We start from the raw sequence: 18,975 nt of genomic DNA, 5'->3' as shown, positions 1-18,975 counted from the left end.
CCTGGCCGGTGGATCTCAGGAGCTGGTGGCCGGCCCGTGTGCTCAGTGACCGATCAGAAGTGACTCGCGGGCGGCTTCGACCACTTCGGGGGTGACGGTGGCCAACTGGTTGATCGTGAGGATGCGTTGGATCTGGGTGAGGAGGCGGTCGACGAGACGGAAGTTGCCGCCGGTGATCCGGGCGATGGTGGCGATCGCGACCGCCTGGGTGAACTCGTCGTCCTCGCCGGCGAGTCCGTCGGTGTGCCAGCGGCGGTTCAGGACGGCGGTGAGCTCTTCGGGGGTGAGGGGGCGGTATTCGTGGGCGAAGCCCACACGGCTGTAGAGCTGGGGGTAACGGGCCAGGCGTTTGTCGATGCCGGGCATTCCGATGAGGATCACCCCGAGGGTGTGGCGGTCGTAGTAGTCGCGGACCTGTTCCAGGCCGGTGGTCTTGAGCCGGTCGGCCTCGTCGATGATGAGCAGCTCGGTGAGCCCGGAGGAACGCGAGTCGGGGTGCACGAACGGGTCGACGCGGCCGTGGTGGTGGTAGTCGATGGCGTAGGAGATCTGTTGGCAGGCCCGCGGGAGGGCTTGGTCGACCTGTCGGGGGCTGGCGGTGACGGTCGGGGTCCACAGCGCGGTGCGGGCCTGCAGGACCTGCTCAGGGATGGGGCCGGGCTCGCGGTCCTCGCCCAGGTCTCTTTGCCACTGCTCCCATTGCGGGGCCCCGGCGTAGTGGCGGGCCGAGAGGGTCTTGCCGACCCCGGGTGGGCCCCAGCACAGGCCGATGTAGCGGTGGGCGCGGACGGTGTCGGCGAACTCGGTGAAACGGCGGTGCTCCCGGGTGGGAAGGAGCAGGGGTGATGCGGGGTCCGGGGGTGGGCCCAAGGCTGCGATTTCCCCGAACGTGCCGGAGAGGAAGCGCCGGCCGTCGTCGTCCTTGCCCAGCAGGCTCCGGGAGGAGTCGGGCTCAGTCGGTGGCATAGGTCCGCAACCGGTGTCGGGGCGCCGGCTCCGCCGGCGGGTCTGCCGTCGGGCCCGGCGCCGGGGCGGGTGGTGGTGCCCAGCGGTCGTCGGCGGGCAGGGCGTCGGCGAGGCTGCGCCGGGCGCGCAGCTGCTGCTTGAGCGCGGCGCGTCGGGCGCCCCGGGCCTGCTGCAGCTGTTGGAGGGTGATGGTCTCAGCGGCCAGTTCGGGGGCGATCGCCCGGCACAGGTAGGTGTCCTGGTGGTAGACGCGCACCTCGCCGGCGTCGCGGGGGTCGTAGCGGATGGTCACGGTCTCACTGACGTAGGCGGCCAGCACCGGGCAGATGTAGCGGGTGCCTTGAAAGCGGATGCCGTCGCGCTGGACGATGCGGGTGGTCGCAGCGGTGAGCAGCAGCAGGTCGAGATCCTCGCCCCGGGCCGGGGTGCGCGGGATCCACCCGGCCCCGATCCAGCGGGCGGCGGGGGCCTGTCCGGTCTCGGAGTGCACCCGGGCGTGGTAGTCCTCGATCAGGTAGCGCTGGACCACTGCGTCGAGCTGCTCCAGGCTCAGGGCAGGTGGTGAGGTGGGGGTGCCGCCGGTGCCGTGCGGGATGTGCCCGGGCAGGTGCGGGAGCACCTCGGTGGTGATCGTGCCGTAGAAGCGTTCGATCTTGCCCCTCCCCTGCGGGACCCCGACGCGGGAGTGGATGAGCCGGATGTGGGTGTCCAGGCAGACCCGGTCCAGCCGGGTGCTGGTGAAGTCGGCCCCGTGGTCGCTGTAGAGCACCTCGGGCAACCCCTGGACCGGCCACCGCGGGTCGGGCTTGGCTCGCACGGCCTGGTGCAGGGCCAGGGCGGTCTGCTCGGCATTCGGGGCGCCGGTGAAGACGGTGTAGCCGGCGACCGCGCGGGAGTAGTCGTCGAGGATCACGCTCAGCCACGGCCGCACCGGGCGCCCCCGGTTGTCGAGGATCGCCACGTCGAGCAGGGTGTGGTCGGCCTGCCACTGCTCATTGGGCCTCACCGCCGACCGGCGGTGCACCAGCTCGTATCGGTCCCGGTAGGCGGTGTCTCCCTCCAGGGCCAGGGTGCGCAGCCCGGGGTCGATCGCGGCGATCACGCTGCGCACGCTCGAGTAGCTCGGGGGTGCCCAGCCGCGCTCCGGGGCCAGATCGCACACCCGGCGGTGGATGAACCTGGTCGTCGGCGCCGGGCGGCGCAGCGCCAGGGCCTCGATCACCGCGATCAGCTCCGCAGGCAGCCGGCGTTGGCCGCGGTCGCTGCGGGCCTTGCGCTGCAAGCCGGCCGCGGAGGAGTCCGCCCGGTATTCGGCGGCCCAGCGCTGCAGGGTGCGGACCGAGACCTGGGCGTGGGCGGCGAGCCGGGTCAGCGGCACCCCCTCGTCGAGGTGCTGGCGCAACAATGCCGCTCTCTCCTGCGGACCCAGCTGCACCACCACCATCACCCCACCTGGGTCAGTCCGCCGGACCGGGCTCGGGCTCGGCGGCGGTGACCGGTCCGGCCGTCACCGGCTCCGGGGACCGCGGCGGGAGGTGACGGTAGAGACTGGTGCGCGTGATCCCGGTCTTGGCCACGATCTCCGCCATCGTGTGCCCGCTCTCGCGCAGATGCGCCGCGTAGGCCAGCTTGTCCGGATCCACCACCGTAGGCCGCCCGATCCGCCGGCCCTTCGCCGCGGCCACCGACCGGGCATGAGCAGCCCGCTCGAGGGTGTAGGTGCGCTCCATCTGCCCGAACAACGCCAGCAGCACCACCGCCAACTGCGCCATCGGATCACTCGGATTGGTGGAGTCCACCTTGATCGGGTCCGCCAGGTTGCGCACCCCCACCCCCCGCTCGGCGAGGTCATGGATCAGGTTCAAGGTGTCGCGCACCGTGCGCCCGAGCCGGTCCAGGGTGTGCACCACGATCACATCACCCTCCCGGGCGTAGGCCAGCGCCGCGGTCAGCCCGGGACGCTCCGTGGTGGCCCCGGACTTCTTGTCCACATAGATCCGCTCGGCGGCGATCCCGACCTGCCGGAGGGCATCGATCTGCCGGTCGAGGTCCTGTTTGGCCGTCGAGACCCGCGCGTAGCCCAATTCCATGCGCCCAGCGTACCGGAAGTCGGTTCCGTACGACCTAAATGGTTCAGCACTTTTGGTCCAAGTTCTGGTACAGGAATCGCCGATCGTGCACATCGGGCAAGGATCCCCACGCGGGCCGTCCCACTACCAAGGAAGTGGGACAGTCGCCCGAGAGCGATCAACACGTCGATCACCTCGAGCTCGGCCGGCCCGACGACTCCGATCGGGACGCAAGACCTCGATGCCGCCATTTAGCTCCGTCAGAACACCGCCACTTATCGATGCGGTTCACACTCGGGGGCCTTCCATCCCTCAGAGGGTGTAGCAAAAGCCGGTGCATAACCAGGGGGTGCGGAACCGCCTTACGGTGACGGGTTTTGCTCCACGTCGGAGCCCGCCCAGCCGGTGCACACCTCGTGATAGAGGATGTGCGCCGTGGGCAGTCCAGTGGTGTCCCTGATCCGGTCCCATGCCGTAGCGAGTGCTCGGGGCGGGGTGGGGGCCTCCCCCGGCCCGCGCCACGTCGCCGCGACGATCTGCCACGGCGGGTTAGGCGGGGGCAGGGCGGAGCGGCCGCCCATGTGGTCCGGTGGTGGGGGTGGAGGTAACACGGTCTCCGCATGTAGGCGGCCGTCTCCGGTGATCAGAACGCCACGGTTGGTGAGTCTTTGGGCGGCCGCGTACTCGGCCCACCGGGCGAGTTGGTGATGGTTGTCCCGGTTCATGCCGTGGTTCATCATGGCGACCGCGGCTAGGCGCGCGTAATAGGCGCTGCTCACTGCTTCTCGGCGGCACGGATGCGGATGACGGATGCTTTGCTGATCCCGCATTCCTCGGCAGTCTGGGCGATGCTGTACCCCTCGCGGTCCATCTGGACGATGCGCGCGCGTTTCTCAGCGGTGATCTTCTGCCGCCGGTTCCGGGTGCGGTCCCACTCGCGCAGCGTCTCGGTGGTCCATCCGCGGGTGTCTCCGATCCAGACATCCGGCTCGGGCTGTCCGGCGTCCTTGAAGCCTTGGCGGGTCATGCCCAGTAGCTCGGCTGCTTCGGTGACGCCGTGGAGGTGGGAACCGTGTGGGATAGAATCAGGCATTGCGCCGTCCTTTCGGTGTAGCCCCCGGCCTCCTGTCCTGGCACCTATTGCCAGATGGTCGGGGGCATTTCTCTGTCTAGGTCGTGGCCGGGCGGGCGGTGAGCAGGTCACACGCGGTCTCGTAGGCCCGTGTGGCCGCTTTGGCCAGCTCCAGGGCCATGTCTACGTGCTCCAGGCTGTCCACGCGCCCAGCTGCGCGTGTGGCCGCTCCCGCGACCTCCAGTGCTGCGGTCTTGGTGAGCTGCGGATCACCGCAGCGCGGATCGGTGGACAGCACCAGGCAACGGGGAATCTCTGCCAGGTGCGGGGCGAGCGGGGTCCGGGCTGCGCGGCGCTGGAGGGCTCGCAAGTTGCCCAGGTGGTCCGCGCAAATTTCACGGCGCTCGGTCTCGGTCAATGGCTGGGGGGTCATGGTCTCGTCCTCTCTGGTGCGGCGGGCCTGTCTCCCGCCTGGACACTCATAAATTTACTCAACGTAATAACTAGCTTCAAGGCCGGCGGATGGTGGTGGCGGCCGCCGGTCCCCGTGCGGAGGGGCCCGGCGGCCGCGCCCGGGGTTACCTGGTGGGGCTCAGCTGCATTCCCAGTCGGGGTGACCGTCCCAGGTGATGCGGGTGCATCCTGCGGCCGGGGCTCCGAAGTCCAGCAGCGGGGCGGATACCCCGGCCTCTAGGGCCATGTGGTCATCCGGGCGGAAGATACCGCGGCCGGTGTAGTACAGCTCCCCGTCATCGTCGTACATGCGGAAGATATGCCGCTCGTAGCCTTCTGCCAGCGGCGCGCCCGCTGGGAGCATGGCCAGCTGTCGCGCGGTGGCCGTACCCGGACCGGTGCACCACTTGTCTCCGCGCTGGTCCGGGTTTGCGAGGTGGTCACGGGTGATGGTCCATGCGTGGCCCGTGTCGTCGTCCGCAGGGGCGAGCAGCACGGCCTTCACCTCGAAGGGCTCGGAGGGGGCAAGCTCGTCCATCAGCCGCTCAATCTCGGTGCCCCAGTAGGGGAACTCTCCGGCGTCGGTCTCGATGCTCAGCCCGTCGCCGTGACGGATCGCGCGGTGCGCCAGCTCGAAGGATTCCTGATAGGTGGTCGGTGCAGTCATAGTGTCCGGTCCTTTCGGTCGGTGTGGCGGGCCTGTCCCCCGCCTGAACACTCATAAATATACCTCATGTAAGAACTAGAGTCAAGGCCGGCGGGTGATGCGGACATGAAGAACGGCCGGGGGGGTGATCCCCCCCGACCGCTTCCGTTGCGCTACTTGCTCGCGGGCTGGTGGCCCGTGATCTTCCCGTAGGGGGCGCGATAGCTGCTCGTGATCTTGCGCTCTGCATCGAAATAGAGGGTGCAGGTCTTGGCGTTGGCCCGCGCCACGGTCCACCAGGTGCCGCCCACCTTGATCCGGTCCCCGGCGTGGATGGTCTCGGCGCTGTAGTCGGCGGCCTCACCGGCGGCGAGCTGCTGGGCGCGCACGCCGCGCCAGTACGCCAGCGCGTCGGCGTTCTCGGTGGCGTCGGCCTGGATCGCCTCGCGGCGTCGGCCGGTCGCGGCGGGGATCGCCTCGGCGTAGGGGGTGCCCCGGTCGGCGGTGTAGCCGTCCAGTTGCCGCGCCAGCTTGCGACCTTCGGCCTCTAGGCGCTGGATGCGTCCGGCCACGGTAGCGGGGCTGTAGCGGTGGGCTGTGGTGTTCGTGGCGGCACTCGCGCGGCGCTGCGCCTCGGTGGCGTCCTCGTCGGCCCGGATCGCGCGTCCCTGGGCGTTCCATGCCCGGTCAATGGCGTTGCGGTGGCGGGTCTCCGAGTGGTGGCCCACCTTGATGGGCTCCCCACCTTCGGGCAGTCGGGCCGCGGCCGCGTCGGCGGCGCGCTGGGCGTCGGCCGCGTGTGCGGCCTTCCGCTGCGCCTTCTGTGCCAGGGCCTCGGCGCGGGCCTCCTGCCGGGCTGCGCGGTCGGCCTCGACCTCGGCCACGGGCCGGGCGGTGTCGTCGGCCTCTAGGGCCACCTCGTGCCCTGCGGCCTCCAGGGCCTTCTGCGTGCGTCCGGTGATCCAGGTTTTGAGGTTCCGGTCCCGGCTCTGCGGGACGTACCACACGCCGATGGATCGACCCCAGCGCCAGCCCTGGGCCTTCAAAATCTTGGCGGTGCCGTCTCCGCGCTGCGTGCCCTCGATCAGCGTCCCGGCCTCGCGGTTGTGGGTGATGGTCAGTGCGGCCATGATGCTCAGTCCTTCCGGTCGGTGTGGCGAGCCTGTCCCCCGCCTGAACACTCATAAATATACCTCATGTAAGAACTAGAGTCAAGGCCGGCGGGTGATGCGGACATGAAGAACGGCCGGGGGGTGATCCCCCCGGCCGTCCGTCTGGTGGTGGCTACTCGGTCGGTGCGCTGACCTGGTACATGATGGCCAGGGCTCCGAGCTGGCGGTGGCAGCCGTCGCAGGTGGTGGGCGCGGGGGTCTCCACCTGCTCCCCGGTCACCACGGCCCCGGCGTCGAGGTCGCACTCGATGTGTCCGTGTTCGTAGTGGTCGCGGCACGCGGTCTCATCGTTGCTGGCGATCAGCAGCGCGCAGCACTCGCACACGAAGACGAGCATCGTCTCGGTGATCTGCTTGGCGTCCATGTCCGTTCCTTTCGTTGGTGTGGCGGGCCTGTCCCCCGCCTGAACACTCATAACTATACCTAACGTAAGTATCTAAGTCAATACCGGCGGCTAGTTTCCGGGCATGAAAAAGCGGCCGGGGGACCACTCCCCCGGCCGCCGTGTAGGTGGATCAGCCGGTGATTTCCTCGGTCTGACTCACGTCGAACACGCTCACCATGATGTAGGTCAATTCCTTCTCGGGCTTGCCGGTCTTGGGGTCCATGACCACGCTGCCCTCCTCGTCGGTCTTGGTGCGCTCGGTCGGGGCCATGATCTTGATGGCCCGCTCACCCTTGCGGACCACTCGCCCAACCTCCAACCACTTGTTGAACCCGGCGCACTGGGTGGCCCCCTCGAACTGCGCGAAGATCATCTCCTGATTCTTGGGGCTGTAGGTGGGCATACGGGCCGTGAACGCGGCGAACCGGCGGGCGGTGTCCGGGTCGTTCTTGATCTGCTCGGCCACGGCCGCGGCCTTCTCCGAGACCTCCTTGCGCTTGGCGATGGCGGCCGCCTTGCGCTCCTGCTGCTTCTTGGTGGGCTGCTTCTTCGCGGTCTGGGTCTTGGTGGTCATCGTCTGCTGTCCTTCCCGTGTGGTGCGGGCCTGTCCCCCGCTTGAACACTCATAATCTTACCTAAAGTAAGCTTAGGAAGCAAGGGGGAAGGGCAGATGATGGGCATTTGTTCGGGGCGTTTTCGGGCGCTGCGCTCGGGTCGGTGCGCGGCTGGGCCTGGTGGGAACCGCCCGTGTAGCCTGGCCCGTCGTCCTGATAGCTGGAAGCAGGATGGGGTAAGCGGAGCGGGGTCCAGGGTGCGCGCAGCGCATCGCGCAGCGACGGCGCAGCCGCCCTTGACGCCGTGGAGTGTCCCCATACAATTCCGCGTCAGGACGACGGACAGCGGAGGTGAGTGGACTCGAAAGGGCTCCCCACTGGAAAGAGCAGGAGGGGAGCGCTTTCAAGGCGCTCCCCCCTTGTGTGTGACGTCTAGCTGTCTAGACGTCCTGACTGCTCGTACTCATGCAGCACCCGCTCGATGGCAGCAACTACTACCGGGTTCACTTTGGTACCCGCTTCTACGGTGGCCCGTTGGAGTTGCTTGTAGGTCTCTTGCGGCAATCGGATCGTCAATCGTGCCCGGTCGTCAGTGGGTCGCTGGAACGTCTTTTCTAAGCTCGTCGCGGTCGGCTTCTGCTGCCGTTGCGCGGCTAGGCGCTCCTTGAAATCGCTCATGCGCTCAATGCCTCCTCGATGGTGGTCAGTACGGCCGTGTACCCCCACAGATGGGTTGGGGCCTGCCCCCAGGCTTCGCGGAATGTGGACCGCTTGCGAATCGGCGGCAGGACCGGGATTTCTGCTGCTTCCAGAGTCTCCACGAGTCCGCGGTACGCGCGTGTTGCGGTCTCTGCGGAGGTCACCATGACAGCAACGGGTCCGACCCCGCTGAGCGCGTCGATGGTGGCCCACGTGCGATCCATGTCCGCCATCGAGGCCATAGTGGGGATGACGACCAGATCAGCGGCTTCGGCGGCCGCAGTGATGATCTGGGGGTTACCAGGCGGGGTGTCGATAAAGACGTACTTGTCCCCCGCCGATTTCCGCAGCGTGGCGATGTTGGCGGGCACAACCTCGAATGCGAGATCCGCGGCCTCCGCCCACCTACTAGCAGAGGCTTGCGGGTCACTGTCCCAGACCTCGGCCCTGCGGCCACGGTTGGCGGCGACCTGGGCCAAGAACATGGCTGAGGTGGTTTTGCCGCATCCACCTTTGGAATTCAGTAGGGCGATTTTCACATGTGCCTCCTGAGGTAGTGACGTCCCACTGTCTTGACGTCATGCTGCCAAAACAGCATGACAGCATGACTGCCTGACGTCAAGACATTTTGGCGTCTTGACGTCAGGCAGTCATGCTGTCAAGACGTCATAACGCGAGTAGACTTTAGGGAACATGATTTTGCATGGATATGCTCGTGTGTTGCGTGGCCTTAGCGGCGCGAGTGGAGATAAGAAGTCAGCGCGCGTTCGAGCTGTTCAAGGCGTGCAGTTTGGAGATGATGGCGAGTGGGGCGGCCGCGGCCGGGGAGCACCTCAGTGCTCACCACGCCCTTCTCCTCCAAAAGGGCTATCTGCCGGGACAGGCTTTGCTCTGTAACCCCTAGTGCGGCGCTGATGGCCGCGCGCGTGGCAGGACCAGCCGCAAGTTCTCGGAGGATGGCAACACGCAGCGTGTTGCCGAGGACTTGCACGGCGGTATGGACCTCCCCGCTCTGTCCAGGGATTCTCATCATGAAGGGCACGCTCCCAGTTTCTCATTACCTGCAACGTCGAGAGATTCATACAACAGAACAGCGTTACAGTGATAGGATGTTGTATGCCTTATTTGCGAGGGTACAGGAGGTGACGGAGCATGGCTGAGTCCGAAGGCGGATCGATGGGCAAGGGAGCGGGCCTCATCGGTGGAGTCGGCTGCCTGGTCATCGTCGCGCTGCTGTGCCTCGTGCTTATCGTGCCTCTGCTGGTGACGGTGCTCGTCGGGGGGATCGCGGGACAGCTCAGCCTCAGCGGCGGGGATGACTGCGTGGAATCCGTATCGGCTGAGGGTGGAGACGGCGCGGTAAACATCCCCGAGGCATTCAAGAAGCCCCTAGCGGATGCGGCGAAGGTCGCTGGGTTGCCGGAACAGACGGCGGCCGCTCAGATCAAGCTGGAGTCCAATTTCGACACTCAGGCAGGGAGTCCCGCTGGAGCTCAGGGCCCCGCGCAGTTTACGCCCGAGACGTGGGCTAGGTACGGGGCAGGCGGGGATATCCATGACATCGAGGATTCAATGTCTGCTTACGGTCGGTATATGAAGGCGTTGCGCGAAGAGGTGAAGCCGCTGGCGGGTGACGATGCTAACAAACTTGTGCGGTTGACCCTTGCTGCGTATAACGCGGGCCCGGGCGCGGTTCAGAAAGCTAAGGGTATCCCTCCCTTTGAGGAAACCAGGGTGTACGTCGAGAAGATCACTGGGTCCGCTCAGATGGAGTTCTCTGGTGGCTGCAAGGCTGTAGAGGGGGGAAAGTCCTGGAATGGGGATCTTGGCAAGGGGGAGTGGACCATCCCCCTGCCGGATGGCAAGTTCACCTCCGGGTATGGAGGGCGTAACGTCCCGGGTCTTCCGGCCTGGGCACAGAACCACGTGGGTGTGGATCTGAGCACGGGAGGCGGAGCGCCGATCATCGCTCCCGCCGATATGACAGTGACGGGCACCCTGGAGAATGACCACTGCGTTATGGCGAAAATGGACGGCGAACCGGGTTTCCAATTTGCGTTTTGCCATATGGAATCGCTGAACGTGAAGAAGGGGCAGAAAATCAAGCGCGGTAAGCAGATCGGCATTGAAAGCGGATTCATGGGCGGTAGCCCGAGTGGGGCGGCTAAACACCTTCACTTCGAGATTTATAAGCCAAACTGTGGGAATGGGAAGAATGGTGGGGCGAATGTGCCCTACGACGGGTGCAACATCGACCCGGAGCCGATTCTTAAAGAAAAGGGAGCGTGGGTGAAGTGAAGCGTATAACCCCTCTTCTGGTGGTCCTGATATGCGCGGTGGGCTGCTCAGAATCCCCGACTCCGAGCCCTGCGGAGACCAGCCCGTCGGCGGCCGTCTCCACCGCCCACACAGCCGACGGTGGGGAGTGTCCCCGCAGTGGTGACGCGGATCGCACGGATGCGTCTTCGACGGCCTACTACTACGTCGCCATCAGCCATTGCTGGGATTCGATGCGGGACAAGAACACGGCAGCGGGAGTGCTGCGAGCGAAAGAGCTGATGAGCGTGTCGTGGTACGAGCAGCAGAAGGAGGGGGCGGGCACGCGCAACACGCTGCAAGCACAGTTCGGCAAGGCAGCCAAGCATGAGAGCTATTCAGTGCCAAAGGTGAGCCGCACCGTGGGTGATGTCGATGAGGACGTCGCATCGGACAAGGCCGTGCGGGGGCTCACGACGGAATGGAGCTGGCTCGCGCGGGACGGGTCGGAGAAGATGCCCGGCGGCCGAGATCAGCAGGCCATCTATCTGGAGAAGCAGGGCGGACAGTGGATGGTCGTGGGTTCTGAAACGACGATGACCGAGGAGCACGACGGCGCATGAGGATCACACGGGAAAAGGCGACGGAGACGACAGCACGTGTGAAGGTGCCGTCCTTCCCGGTCATCAGTCTGCGTGCGACTGCGGATCAGGTGATCGTTGAGGCCCCGGGCGTCTATGAGGAGGTGGAGCGCGGGCCAGAGCAGAGCCTGTTCGAGGTTGCTGAGCCTGCTGCGCTAAAGGCTACGGAGGCTCTTGGTCTGCGTGTGTGCAAGGTGCTCGCGGTGGACACGGCCTCCGGTGATTCCACGTTCGATCTCGTGGCAGACGTCGGGCTGGGGGAGCTTCAAGAGCTGGCTGGGTACAGCGGTGAGCCTGGTCAATATGAGGTTGTCGCGCATCCCGAGCCGGAAAAGCCTTCATGGTTCCAGCGGCTTCGTGGCAAGCGCAGCATGGACTACTACGACGCGGGGCGGCGTGGTCGGATGAATCGGCGCACGGCGGGATACATCGCGGCTGCCGGGCTGCTCCTGGTGGCAGCCGCGGTGCCCATGGCTGGGGTGTTGCGCGGTTCGGAGGAGGCTCCGCCGGAGCCTTACCACGCTGAACCTGCACAGCTGCCTGTCCAGGCGCCCCCCGGGTGGGGAACGTATGCGGCATGGCACCAGGGCATCAACCAAGATGCCGAGCCGGTTCTGTTCCGTGATGAGCTGCTGGTGCCCTCGGGCAGAAGCATCACCGCGATGGACCCAGACACGGGCGAACCTCGATGGAGCGTGGATGCGGGGATGGAAGTCAGCGAGTTCGCTCCCATGACGGGCGCTGTCGTGGCGGTTAGCGACGGCAAGACCGTCGCGCTGCTCGATACGACCGCCCGTACCGTCACGAGCACCAAGATGCCCGCTGAAGGGCAGGTGACGCTCGGCTACGGGGACCCAGTGACGATGACGCCCTCCTCGCCCGTTGTGTACGTCCTCACGGATTCCGGGGAGTGGGCCAAGCGCACCATGCCCGCCGGGTCGGACATAGCTGGCGCGGTTGATGGGGCCGTGACCGCGGTCAGCACCGATGGGCCTGCCGCCCGGGTGTGGTCGATCACGGAAGACACCGCGACCCTGCCGAAACCGGGAACGATCACCGGGGCAAGGAACAAGGGCAAGAAGTCTGCGGCCGTGGATTCCTGCACGGGTTCTTTTGACACGGTGCTGTGCCAGTCCAAGAAGGGATCAGACACGGAATGGACTAGCTCCACCGTGAATAAGAAGGGCAAACAGACGACAGTCACTCGGGATCAGACCACCACGCTAAAGGGCACCTCGGCAGCCGCGGCGACTGCCCCGGAAGTAGATCGCTCCTCAGGGTTCTTCCTCGCACGCGGGGTGTGGGTCACGGATAAAGCGCTTGTGCGTGTGGGAGCTGAGGCCAATATCGGCGGTGGCCGGGCGTTCCGATCCTCGCAGAAGGAAACTGAGCTGCTGGATGCTTCGGGGAAGACCATCGCCACCGGCACGAAAACTGACGCGTACCCTGCTGCGGTCAGCAAGGACATGACGGCGGTTGTAGTGGCCGCAGACCCCTCAGATCCGACGGCCACGAACGTTTACGGGCTGCCGACGAACTCGAAGGAGGCCAGCTGAATGGCTATGACTCGAACGATGAAGGCAAGGGCGCAGGACATGGCAGGTATGAAGGGTAAAAGCCGGGATCACCCAGAACCGCAAAAGGACCGGTCCAACCCGTTCATCCGCCCAGTGACGACAGTGGAAGCGGAACCGGCGTTGGACCGGTCACCGATCCTGGGGGACCGGATGACACTCGTGGGAGCCTCGCACGTGCCCGCGGAGACGGAAGAGCTCACGAAGGACGCTCCGCCGGTTCAAGCGAATGCCGGTTACTTGAACCTCATCGGGGCTAGCGGGGGCGTGGGCGTAAGCACACTTGCCGCTATGTGTTCGGAGCGCGTAATCGACACGAGCGAGGACGAGCCCGCTGCAGGAGCGGCGGGCGTGGTGGTTACCTCTGTTTCGAAGGGATCCCTGGCCGCTGCTGAGCGATTGCGCGTGGAGGATTCCACGAACACGCTGACCGGGCTGGTCCTCGTCCATCACCGCCGCACCGAGGACGTCTCGGCCGACACGCGGGCCTACGCGAAGCGCGTAGCACGTCTGTATCCGCGGTCATTCGAAGTGCGGTACGAACCGCGATGGCCTGACACAGAAGGGCCCGTCACAGCTTCCTGGGCGCACCGACGCCGATTCACACACCTGGTGAAAACGCTCAACGCCTGGGCAGAACCCTCAACCCCCAACGAGAAGGAATAAGCCATGAAGACCACAAACAGCTCCCCGACAACTACCAATCAGAACCCCCTGAAGGAGAACACCATGACCCGCAACAAGCGCCGCACGATCTCGACCCTCGCCGTCAGCTCCACCGTCATCATGGGTGGGGCAACTCCCGCCCTGGCAATCGATGGCTCTCCCACCCCGCCCCCGGGATTCGATTTCGTCTCTACCCTGGTCGGCTGGGCTCTCTACATCGCGGCGTTTGTACTGTTCATCTACTTCATCATCGGCATCGTGACGGCCGCTAAGGCACGCCGGTCCGGGGACCAGGAGATCACCGCGCCGTTGTGGCCGCTGCTCGGTGGTGCGGCGCTGACGGTGGTCGGCGTCGTGTGGCAGAGCGTGGTGGGCATCTAAGCCCCTCACCCCCCCCCAGATCAGGCAAGAGCAGAAGGGAACGACTCCAGTGAGCGAGAAGAAGATGAGCGGGCGGCCGCTGACTGCCCTAGTGGTGGGTGTTGCAAGTCTGGCGCTGGTTACCGGATGCGGTGAGCAGCCCAAGCCTCAAGAGTCCTATGCCTACGCGTGCCAGTCGGATCTTGACCACTCGGCCACCCCCTCTGTTACCGAGGAAGCCCCAAAGGCAGACTCGTGGACCTCTGGCAAGGACGGTGTGCAGTACCCGGTGTCCAGCGCCTACGGCGGGTGCGAGAGCCTGGATTCGGGATGGAAGGTCGGGCATTCCCACAACACCGCCGGGGCGCTGTACGCTGCCACCGATTTCCTGGCTGGGCCGACCGGGGATGAGCTCGAGCACGCATCGGCGGACGATTTGACGAAGGTCTACGCGGCTGGAGAGGTGCGCGATCAGATCATCGCAGCCGCATCGAAACCGGCTACCCCTGACCCCACGGGGAAGGGGTATGTGACGGAATCGCCGGGAAGCGATATCAGCGCGCAGCTCCGCGGCTACGAGGTGCAGGAGCAGAGCGCCGATAAGGTCCGGGTACTGCTTTACGGACAGTCTGATGCCGTGTTCAGCGGCACATTCGGATTCACGATGGTGTGGCAGGACGGGGACTGGAAGATCGACCCCGTTTCAGCTGAAAGGCCGATGGATTTGCAGATGACCACCACATCTGACCCGGCTGTTACCTGGAGCGCCTGATGCCAGGGTGGCTGACAGACGGTATTGGAGGGCTCATTGAGAAGGGCCTAGATGCTGCCATGCGCTGGGCCCTAAAATCCTTGCTCAGTGCGTTGCAGGTCGTTCTCGACGGCATTTCAGAGTGGTGGCTGGGGATCTCTGGGCCTGGGATGGCCGAAGGGTCCCCGGCGATGGCAGTCCAGCAGAATACGATTTACTTTGTGGCCGTTGCTGGAATGATTGGCACCGCTATCGGAATCATCCGCGTGGTGAGAACACAATCCAAAGACGCCTCTGTAGATTTAGTGATGGCGATGTTCTCCACGGTGGCAGTAACCGCCATTGGAGGAACGGCTGCAACATATCTCCTAAAGGTCAGCGATTTAGTGTCTCCATGGTTGATGACACAGATCACGGGCCAAGGAGAGGATGAGCGGCAAGGTCTTTACGACTCACTCGCCATCATGCCGGACAACCAGAGCGCAAAATTCGTAATCGGGATGGCCATCCTCTCCGTGATTCTAGTAATTATCGCGGCGCTTGCTTCCGTTGTGAATGCAATGTTCGTGATCTTTAGTTACGGAATGATCGCGGTTCTTGTAGGATTATTGCCGATCTTTGCCGCTCAATCTCAGACGGAAGCTGGCAAGGAGCGGTTCTGGAAAGTAATTGGCTGGATATTTGCGGCGGTGCTTTACAAACCGACTGCGGCCATCATCTATGGTACCGGCTCCCTATGGATCAAAGGAATGGTATCCGACGACCAAAAAGGTGACGCGTTTGGGGAAATGGTCTCGCTCATCAGCGGGATGGTTGTCATCTGCATGGCGTGCTTGGCATTGCCCGCTCTTATCAAGATCGTGACCGTGGCTACCACTAATCAAGCGCGAGGTGTTGGAGCTGGTGGGGCCATCGCGGCCGGTGCGGGCGCGGTTGCCATCGGGTCTCTCGGACTCGCCGCGGCCGGTGCAGGTGCTGGTTCCGCAGGTGCAAGTGGAGCTGCGAGCACGGGAGGTGCCGCCGACGGTGCAGCGAGCACCGGGGCTGAGAGTGCCGGGACGGGAGGTTCTGCCAGTTCTGGCAGTGCTTCCGGGATGGCCGATGACAGCGGTGGATCTTCCGCGAAGGGCTCAGCTTCGGGCTCGGGCGGCAGTTCCTCAGGCGGGGGAAGCACCTCGGCCGATACATCATCGGATACCGAGGGAACTTCCGGTTCCAGCGCCGGTGCCGGCGGGTTCGCAAGTAGCGCGTCCGATTCGGCATCCTCCGGCTCCACCGGCAACTCTGGAGGCCCTGGCTCGACGGGGTCCGAGGGTGAAGCTGGAGGCCCAGGAGACAGCGGGAGCGCAGAGACGGCTTCCCCGGGTGGAGAGCAGCCGAGCGCCGCACTCGTGGGGGATAGCGGCGGCAATCCGTCCTCTGCGGCTGCCGGGGGCTCCGGGGATACGGGCAACATCATGAGCCCCAACATGGCCCGAGCCCTGAGTGAGGCGGGACGGTTTACCGGGACTTCGCTGAATCGTCAGCTCCAAGAGCTTGAAAACATCGAGAGTTAGGGACGGAAACGATCATGGCAGAGCATGTGCAACGGCGGATGCGGATGTACGGCAACATCACCAACCCCCGCAAAGAGGGTGTGCTTGGCCTTTCGGCTCTAGCCTCCATCATCGGTGTGGGGGTGGCGATTCTCGTATTCGTCACGATGCCCTTGGGCATTTGGGTTCAGTCCTTCGTGGTCATCGTGGGCGCTGCGACGATGATTGGAATTTCTTGGGACGGACGCAACGGCCGTAAGAAGTTCGAAGAGGTGCTGGGGCGACGCCATTTCAAGAAGGCGGAAGACAAGGGATTCACCAACTACGCGGCCGGGCCGACGTCCCAGCTACCGGGAGGTGACTTCCCCCCGGTCGGGATTCTTGCTCGCACCGAGCTGGTTGGAACGACACCGGCCGGGTCGCGCACGGAGAAGGCCATGATCTGGAACCCCTCGAACCGTACAGGCACGGTAATTTTCAGTGTGCAGTCTCCGGGCATGGGTTTACTCGACCAGGAATCCATCGACCTGATGGTGGATCAGTGGGGCATCTTCCAGCGGGAGGCTGGCGTCTCATCCTCACTGGTCCAGGTCGCGGCTACGACTCAAGCCACGCGCGACCCGGGCAACCGGCTGCCGGATGCTGTGCGGGTGGCCCGGGAGCAGTCGCAGGTGGCTGACACCCCTGCGTTTGCCCGCGAGGCGATGGATGAGATTGTGGCGGATCTGAATCAGGGCGTGCCGAAGATTGACCAGTGGGTAGCAGCGACCTTCACGGCGCGCCCAAACCGAGAGGCAGGCACGGGGCCTCGCTCCAGGGAAGATCTCGCCGAGGATATCTCCACGCTGCTGCCAGGGATGCTCGCGCAGCTGAAAGTCGCGTGCGGTGGCACCGTGAGCGTTCTGGGGATGGATGACGTGGTGGACCAGGTGCACACGGCCTACAACCCAGCCGTCGCACCAGCGGTGGAGACGGCGCGGCTGGCCGGGGAAGGTACCGGTCTCACGTGGGGTGAGGTCGGACCGACGAATGCAAAGCTCACCCCCGGGTGGTGGGAGCACGCTGGGTACTTCTCGAAGTCTTGGCAGATGTACCAGCCCCCGGCCGCGAACTTCCGTGAGACCGGCCTGGCAGGGCTGCTTTCGGCCCATGGGGTATTCGAGCAGAAGCGGGTAACGCTGCTGTTCCGCCCGATGAGCCCAGGCGGGTCTCAGAAGGCCGTACAGGATCAGGTGATGAACGCCCAGTTCGGCAACAGCCAGAAGGGCAAGAAGCCCTCGCAGATCAAGAAGGTAGCCCTCGAAAAGGCCGAGTATAGCGAACGGGAGCAGGCGGAAGGCGCGGCAATGGTGCGTTTCGGGCTCGTGGTGACGGCCACCGTGGATGACCCCACGAAGTTCGCCCGTGTGGAAGCGATTCTGCGTGATCAGGCTGTGTCCGGCATTCAGCTGCGATTGCGGGACTGCGAATACTCCGATGATGCGGCGTTCGCGTTCGGGCTGGGCATCGGGTCGGTGCCCAAGGACTTCACGCGCCTGTCGAACACACTGCGCGAAAGCGTTTAGGGGAAGGATCGAGCATGACGGCATTGGACAAGCTCGTGGACCGGCTCGCGTTCGGATCGAGCAAGAAGAACGACGGGCAGACGCTGGAGGCCCTGGAGGCACAAGAGAAGAAGATCCCGACTCTGACCAAGTACGGGTACGAGCGCCCCGGGGGAGGTGCCTGTGGGTGGGTAGAAGCCCCCGTGGAGTATCAGGCCACGTCTCGGCAGACCGCGGGCCTGTGGCCATTTTGTGGGGCGGCGTCCTCCCCGCTGGTCGGGGCTCCGCTGGGACGGAACACCATCAACGGGCAGATCACGTGCGGTGACCCCATCAGCCTTTACATCAAGGGCATCGTCTCTGCCCCTTCTGGGTTCATCATGGCGCTGAACGGTCGCGGAAAATCGACCATTGCCGTCCGGTGGGCGCTGTCGCTGATCGACGCGGGGTTTCTGATTCTGGTTCTCGGTGATCTGAAACCGGACTACGCCGGAGTCGTGAAGGAGACCGGCGGGCAGGTGCTCACGGTGGCTCCTGGGCTGGCGGCGATCAACCCGCTCGACGCTGGGCCCGCTTGGGACTTGCTCAACAAGCTGCCGCCGAAGATGCAAGCGGCACAACGCTCCGAGATCCACAATAGGCGGCTCAATACGCTGCGCGGACTCGTGGAGCTGGCTCTGGGGGATGTGCTGACCGAGAAGAAGAACGAGGGGACCGTGCTGTCGATGGCGATCCGTCACGCGGCCGACAAGGCCGAAAGTGATGCTCGTCAGCCGTTGGTCTCTGATGTTCAAGACGTTCTGCGTGATCCTCCACGAGACATCATCGACATGCTGGTGTTCGACCCGGACATGGATGAGAAGGCCAAGAGCCGAAAATACTTCGAGCTGACGGAGACACTTCAACGGGGTTTGAACTCGCTGGGCCCGGAGGGGCCCTTCGGTGATGTGTTCTGCCGTGAGACCTCCGAGCCGATGCGGTTGGATCGCAGCGTGTCCTTCGACGTCTCAGCCATCGACGAGGCGAACGGAACACTGCGGGCCGCGGTGCAGCTCGTGTGCTGGAGCTACGGCCAGGCAGGAGCTTCCGCGCTGAAAGATCTGGCTTCTGAGGGCATCATCCCCGAGCGTCACCACCTGATGATTATGGATGAGCTGTGGCAGGTGCTCAGTGCAGACGAGCAGCTCGTCCACCGCGTAAACGCTCTGACCAAGCTCAACCGAACGAAGGGTCTTGGGCAGGTGCTCATCACGCACAGCATGAAGGATCTCCAGCTGTCCACGCCCTCGCTGACCTCCATTGCCACGGGCTTCCTGGAACGGTCCTCGGTCAAGGTCTTCGGTGGGTTGGCCCGGAACGAGATGGCCGATCTGACCCAAGTCGTGCCGATGTCTCAAAAGGAGCAGGACTTGCTCGTGTCGCTGTCCGCGGAGGGCGGCGTCGATCCGAAGACGAACGTGACGTTGCCGCCTCCTGGCCGTGGGCGGTTCCTTTTGAAGCTGGGAGAGACCACGGGAAATCCTTTCTACATGAACCTGACTGCTAAGGAACGGAAAATCCACGACACCAATGAAGCCTGGGCTAACAGCATGGCAGCTCATCGGCTGGAGCGGGAAACGGCTTAGCCCCTGA

General features: G+C 64.8%; 21 protein-coding genes. 9 read left to right on the top strand and 12 right to left on the bottom strand.

Annotated elements, in window-relative coordinates; all coding sequences use genetic code 11:
• Window positions 1–42: 42 nt before the first annotated feature.
• From RF650_RS12155 to RF650_RS12100, 12 genes are all read right to left on the bottom strand, one after another.
• Window positions 43–966, bottom strand: coding sequence for an AAA family ATPase (locus tag RF650_RS12155; protein WP_081994409.1), 924 nt, complete (start codon window positions 964–966; stop codon window positions 43–45).
• A complete protein-coding gene (locus RF650_RS12150) occupies window positions 953–2,410 on the bottom strand; it encodes a Mu transposase C-terminal domain-containing protein (protein ID WP_044658717.1) in 1,458 nt (485 codons plus the stop codon). Before RF650_RS12150 ends, RF650_RS12155 begins: the two co-directional genes overlap by 14 nt.
• A gap of 13 nt (window positions 2,411–2,423) precedes the next feature.
• A complete protein-coding gene (locus tag RF650_RS12145; protein ID WP_016998066.1) occupies window positions 2,424–3,056 on the bottom strand; it encodes a recombinase family protein in 633 nt (210 codons plus the stop codon).
• Window positions 3,057–3,810: 754 nt separating this feature from the next.
• Window positions 3,811–4,128, bottom strand: coding sequence for a helix-turn-helix domain-containing protein (locus tag RF650_RS12140; RefSeq protein WP_064845527.1), 318 nt, complete (start codon window positions 4,126–4,128; stop codon window positions 3,811–3,813).
• Between the two features lie 76 nt (window positions 4,129–4,204).
• Complete coding sequence (locus RF650_RS12135; RefSeq protein WP_064845526.1) at window positions 4,205–4,540, bottom strand: hypothetical protein; 336 nt, start codon at window positions 4,538–4,540, stop codon at window positions 4,205–4,207.
• 159 nt (window positions 4,541–4,699) lie between these two features.
• Window positions 4,700–5,227: a hypothetical protein gene (locus RF650_RS12130; RefSeq protein ID WP_064845525.1), complete on the bottom strand. Its 528-nt coding sequence runs from the start codon at window positions 5,225–5,227 to the stop codon at window positions 4,700–4,702.
• 152 nt (window positions 5,228–5,379) lie between these two features.
• On the bottom strand, window positions 5,380–6,336 hold the full coding sequence (locus RF650_RS12125; protein ID WP_144999310.1) for a DUF3560 domain-containing protein: 957 nt from the start codon (window positions 6,334–6,336) through the stop codon (window positions 5,380–5,382).
• A 154-nt stretch (window positions 6,337–6,490) separates the two neighbouring features.
• Window positions 6,491–6,742, bottom strand: coding sequence for a hypothetical protein (locus tag RF650_RS12120; RefSeq protein WP_064845557.1), 252 nt, complete (start codon window positions 6,740–6,742; stop codon window positions 6,491–6,493).
• A 151-nt stretch (window positions 6,743–6,893) separates the two neighbouring features.
• Window positions 6,894–7,337, bottom strand: a complete 444-nt coding sequence (locus tag RF650_RS12115; RefSeq protein ID WP_144999308.1) for an ArdC family protein — start codon at window positions 7,335–7,337, stop codon at window positions 6,894–6,896.
• 412 nt (window positions 7,338–7,749) lie between these two features.
• The gene (locus tag RF650_RS12110) at window positions 7,750–7,995 is read right to left on the bottom strand and encodes a hypothetical protein (protein ID WP_144832250.1); all 246 of its coding nucleotides are present in this window, start codon (window positions 7,993–7,995) and stop codon (window positions 7,750–7,752) included.
• Complete coding sequence (locus tag RF650_RS12105; RefSeq protein ID WP_144999306.1) at window positions 7,992–8,555, bottom strand: ParA family protein; 564 nt, start codon at window positions 8,553–8,555, stop codon at window positions 7,992–7,994. The genes RF650_RS12110 and RF650_RS12105 overlap by 4 nt, the downstream gene beginning before the upstream one ends.
• Before the next feature lie 191 nt (window positions 8,556–8,746).
• Window positions 8,747–9,046, bottom strand: coding sequence for an ArsR/SmtB family transcription factor (locus RF650_RS12100; protein ID WP_368815036.1), 300 nt, complete (start codon window positions 9,044–9,046; stop codon window positions 8,747–8,749).
• 122 nt (window positions 9,047–9,168) lie between these two features.
• Between RF650_RS12100 and RF650_RS12095 the strand changes: the two genes are divergently transcribed.
• The 9 genes from RF650_RS12095 (at window position 9,169) to RF650_RS12055 (ending at window position 18,968) form a co-directional block, all read left to right on the top strand.
• Window positions 9,169–10,314 (top strand): peptidoglycan DD-metalloendopeptidase family protein, encoded by a 1,146-nt coding sequence (locus RF650_RS12095; protein ID WP_241181199.1) that lies wholly within the window; start codon window positions 9,169–9,171, stop codon window positions 10,312–10,314.
• The gene (locus RF650_RS12090; protein WP_144999304.1) at window positions 10,302–10,895 is read left to right on the top strand and encodes a hypothetical protein; all 594 of its coding nucleotides are present in this window, start codon (window positions 10,302–10,304) and stop codon (window positions 10,893–10,895) included. The genes RF650_RS12095 and RF650_RS12090 overlap by 13 nt, the downstream gene beginning before the upstream one ends.
• Window positions 10,892–12,469 (top strand): hypothetical protein, encoded by a 1,578-nt coding sequence (locus tag RF650_RS12085; protein WP_368815035.1) that lies wholly within the window; start codon window positions 10,892–10,894, stop codon window positions 12,467–12,469. Before RF650_RS12090 ends, RF650_RS12085 begins: the two co-directional genes overlap by 4 nt.
• Window positions 12,470–13,153 carry a DUF6668 family protein gene (locus RF650_RS12080; RefSeq protein WP_368815034.1) on the top strand — a complete coding sequence of 228 codons (684 nt, stop codon included), beginning with the start codon at window positions 12,470–12,472 and terminating at the stop codon, window positions 13,151–13,153.
• A gap of 3 nt (window positions 13,154–13,156) precedes the next feature.
• Complete coding sequence (locus RF650_RS12075; RefSeq protein ID WP_144999301.1) at window positions 13,157–13,534, top strand: hypothetical protein; 378 nt, start codon at window positions 13,157–13,159, stop codon at window positions 13,532–13,534.
• A 49-nt stretch (window positions 13,535–13,583) separates the two neighbouring features.
• The gene (locus RF650_RS12070) at window positions 13,584–14,285 is read left to right on the top strand and encodes a hypothetical protein (protein ID WP_144999299.1); all 702 of its coding nucleotides are present in this window, start codon (window positions 13,584–13,586) and stop codon (window positions 14,283–14,285) included.
• A gap of 170 nt (window positions 14,286–14,455) precedes the next feature.
• Window positions 14,456–15,820: a type IV secretion system protein gene (locus tag RF650_RS12065; RefSeq protein ID WP_186317244.1), complete on the top strand. Its 1,365-nt coding sequence runs from the start codon at window positions 14,456–14,458 to the stop codon at window positions 15,818–15,820.
• Between the two features lie 14 nt (window positions 15,821–15,834).
• The gene (locus tag RF650_RS12060; protein ID WP_144999295.1) at window positions 15,835–17,364 is read left to right on the top strand and encodes an SCO6880 family protein; all 1,530 of its coding nucleotides are present in this window, start codon (window positions 15,835–15,837) and stop codon (window positions 17,362–17,364) included.
• Window positions 17,365–17,378: 14 nt separating this feature from the next.
• Window positions 17,379–18,968: a hypothetical protein gene (locus RF650_RS12055; protein ID WP_144999293.1), complete on the top strand. Its 1,590-nt coding sequence runs from the start codon at window positions 17,379–17,381 to the stop codon at window positions 18,966–18,968.
• Window positions 18,969–18,975: the final 7 nt, after the last annotated feature.

This window comes from Kocuria sp. CPCC 205297 (genome assembly GCF_040981035.1).
Lineage (GTDB): Bacteria > Actinomycetota > Actinomycetes > Actinomycetales > Micrococcaceae > Kocuria > Kocuria marina.
The sequence above is the reverse complement of the archived record's forward strand: the minus strand, read 5'-3'. Positions and strand labels throughout refer to the sequence as shown.

Coding starts and splice junctions, on each gene's coding strand:
- RF650_RS12155 (WP_081994409.1), bottom strand. CDS start 966: ATGCCACCGACTGAGCCCGACTCCTCCCGGAGCCTGCTGGGCAAGGAC.
- RF650_RS12150 (WP_044658717.1), bottom strand. CDS start 2,410: ATGGTGGTGGTGCAGCTGGGTCCGCAGGAGAGAGCGGCATTGTTGCGC.
- RF650_RS12145 (WP_016998066.1), bottom strand. CDS start 3,056: ATGGAATTGGGCTACGCGCGGGTCTCGACGGCCAAACAGGACCTCGAC.
- RF650_RS12140 (WP_064845527.1), bottom strand. CDS start 4,128: ATGCCTGATTCTATCCCACACGGTTCCCACCTCCACGGCGTCACCGAA.
- RF650_RS12135 (WP_064845526.1), bottom strand. CDS start 4,540: ATGACCCCCCAGCCATTGACCGAGACCGAGCGCCGTGAAATTTGCGCG.
- RF650_RS12130 (WP_064845525.1), bottom strand. CDS start 5,227: ATGACTGCACCGACCACCTATCAGGAATCCTTCGAGCTGGCGCACCGC.
- RF650_RS12125 (WP_144999310.1), bottom strand. CDS start 6,336: ATGGCCGCACTGACCATCACCCACAACCGCGAGGCCGGGACGCTGATC.
- RF650_RS12120 (WP_064845557.1), bottom strand. CDS start 6,742: ATGGACGCCAAGCAGATCACCGAGACGATGCTCGTCTTCGTGTGCGAG.
- RF650_RS12115 (WP_144999308.1), bottom strand. CDS start 7,337: ATGACCACCAAGACCCAGACCGCGAAGAAGCAGCCCACCAAGAAGCAG.
- RF650_RS12110 (WP_144832250.1), bottom strand. CDS start 7,995: ATGAGCGATTTCAAGGAGCGCCTAGCCGCGCAACGGCAGCAGAAGCCG.
- RF650_RS12100 (WP_368815036.1), bottom strand. CDS start 9,046: ATGAGAATCCCTGGACAGAGCGGGGAGGTCCATACCGCCGTGCAAGTC.
- RF650_RS12095 (WP_241181199.1), top strand. CDS start 9,169: ATGGCTGAGTCCGAAGGCGGATCGATGGGCAAGGGAGCGGGCCTCATC.
- RF650_RS12085 (WP_368815035.1), top strand. CDS start 10,892: ATGAGGATCACACGGGAAAAGGCGACGGAGACGACAGCACGTGTGAAG.
- RF650_RS12080 (WP_368815034.1), top strand. CDS start 12,470: ATGGCTATGACTCGAACGATGAAGGCAAGGGCGCAGGACATGGCAGGT.
- RF650_RS12075 (WP_144999301.1), top strand. CDS start 13,157: ATGAAGACCACAAACAGCTCCCCGACAACTACCAATCAGAACCCCCTG.
- RF650_RS12065 (WP_186317244.1), top strand. CDS start 14,456: ATGGCAGTCCAGCAGAATACGATTTACTTTGTGGCCGTTGCTGGAATG.
- RF650_RS12060 (WP_144999295.1), top strand. CDS start 15,835: ATGGCAGAGCATGTGCAACGGCGGATGCGGATGTACGGCAACATCACC.
- RF650_RS12055 (WP_144999293.1), top strand. CDS start 17,379: ATGACGGCATTGGACAAGCTCGTGGACCGGCTCGCGTTCGGATCGAGC.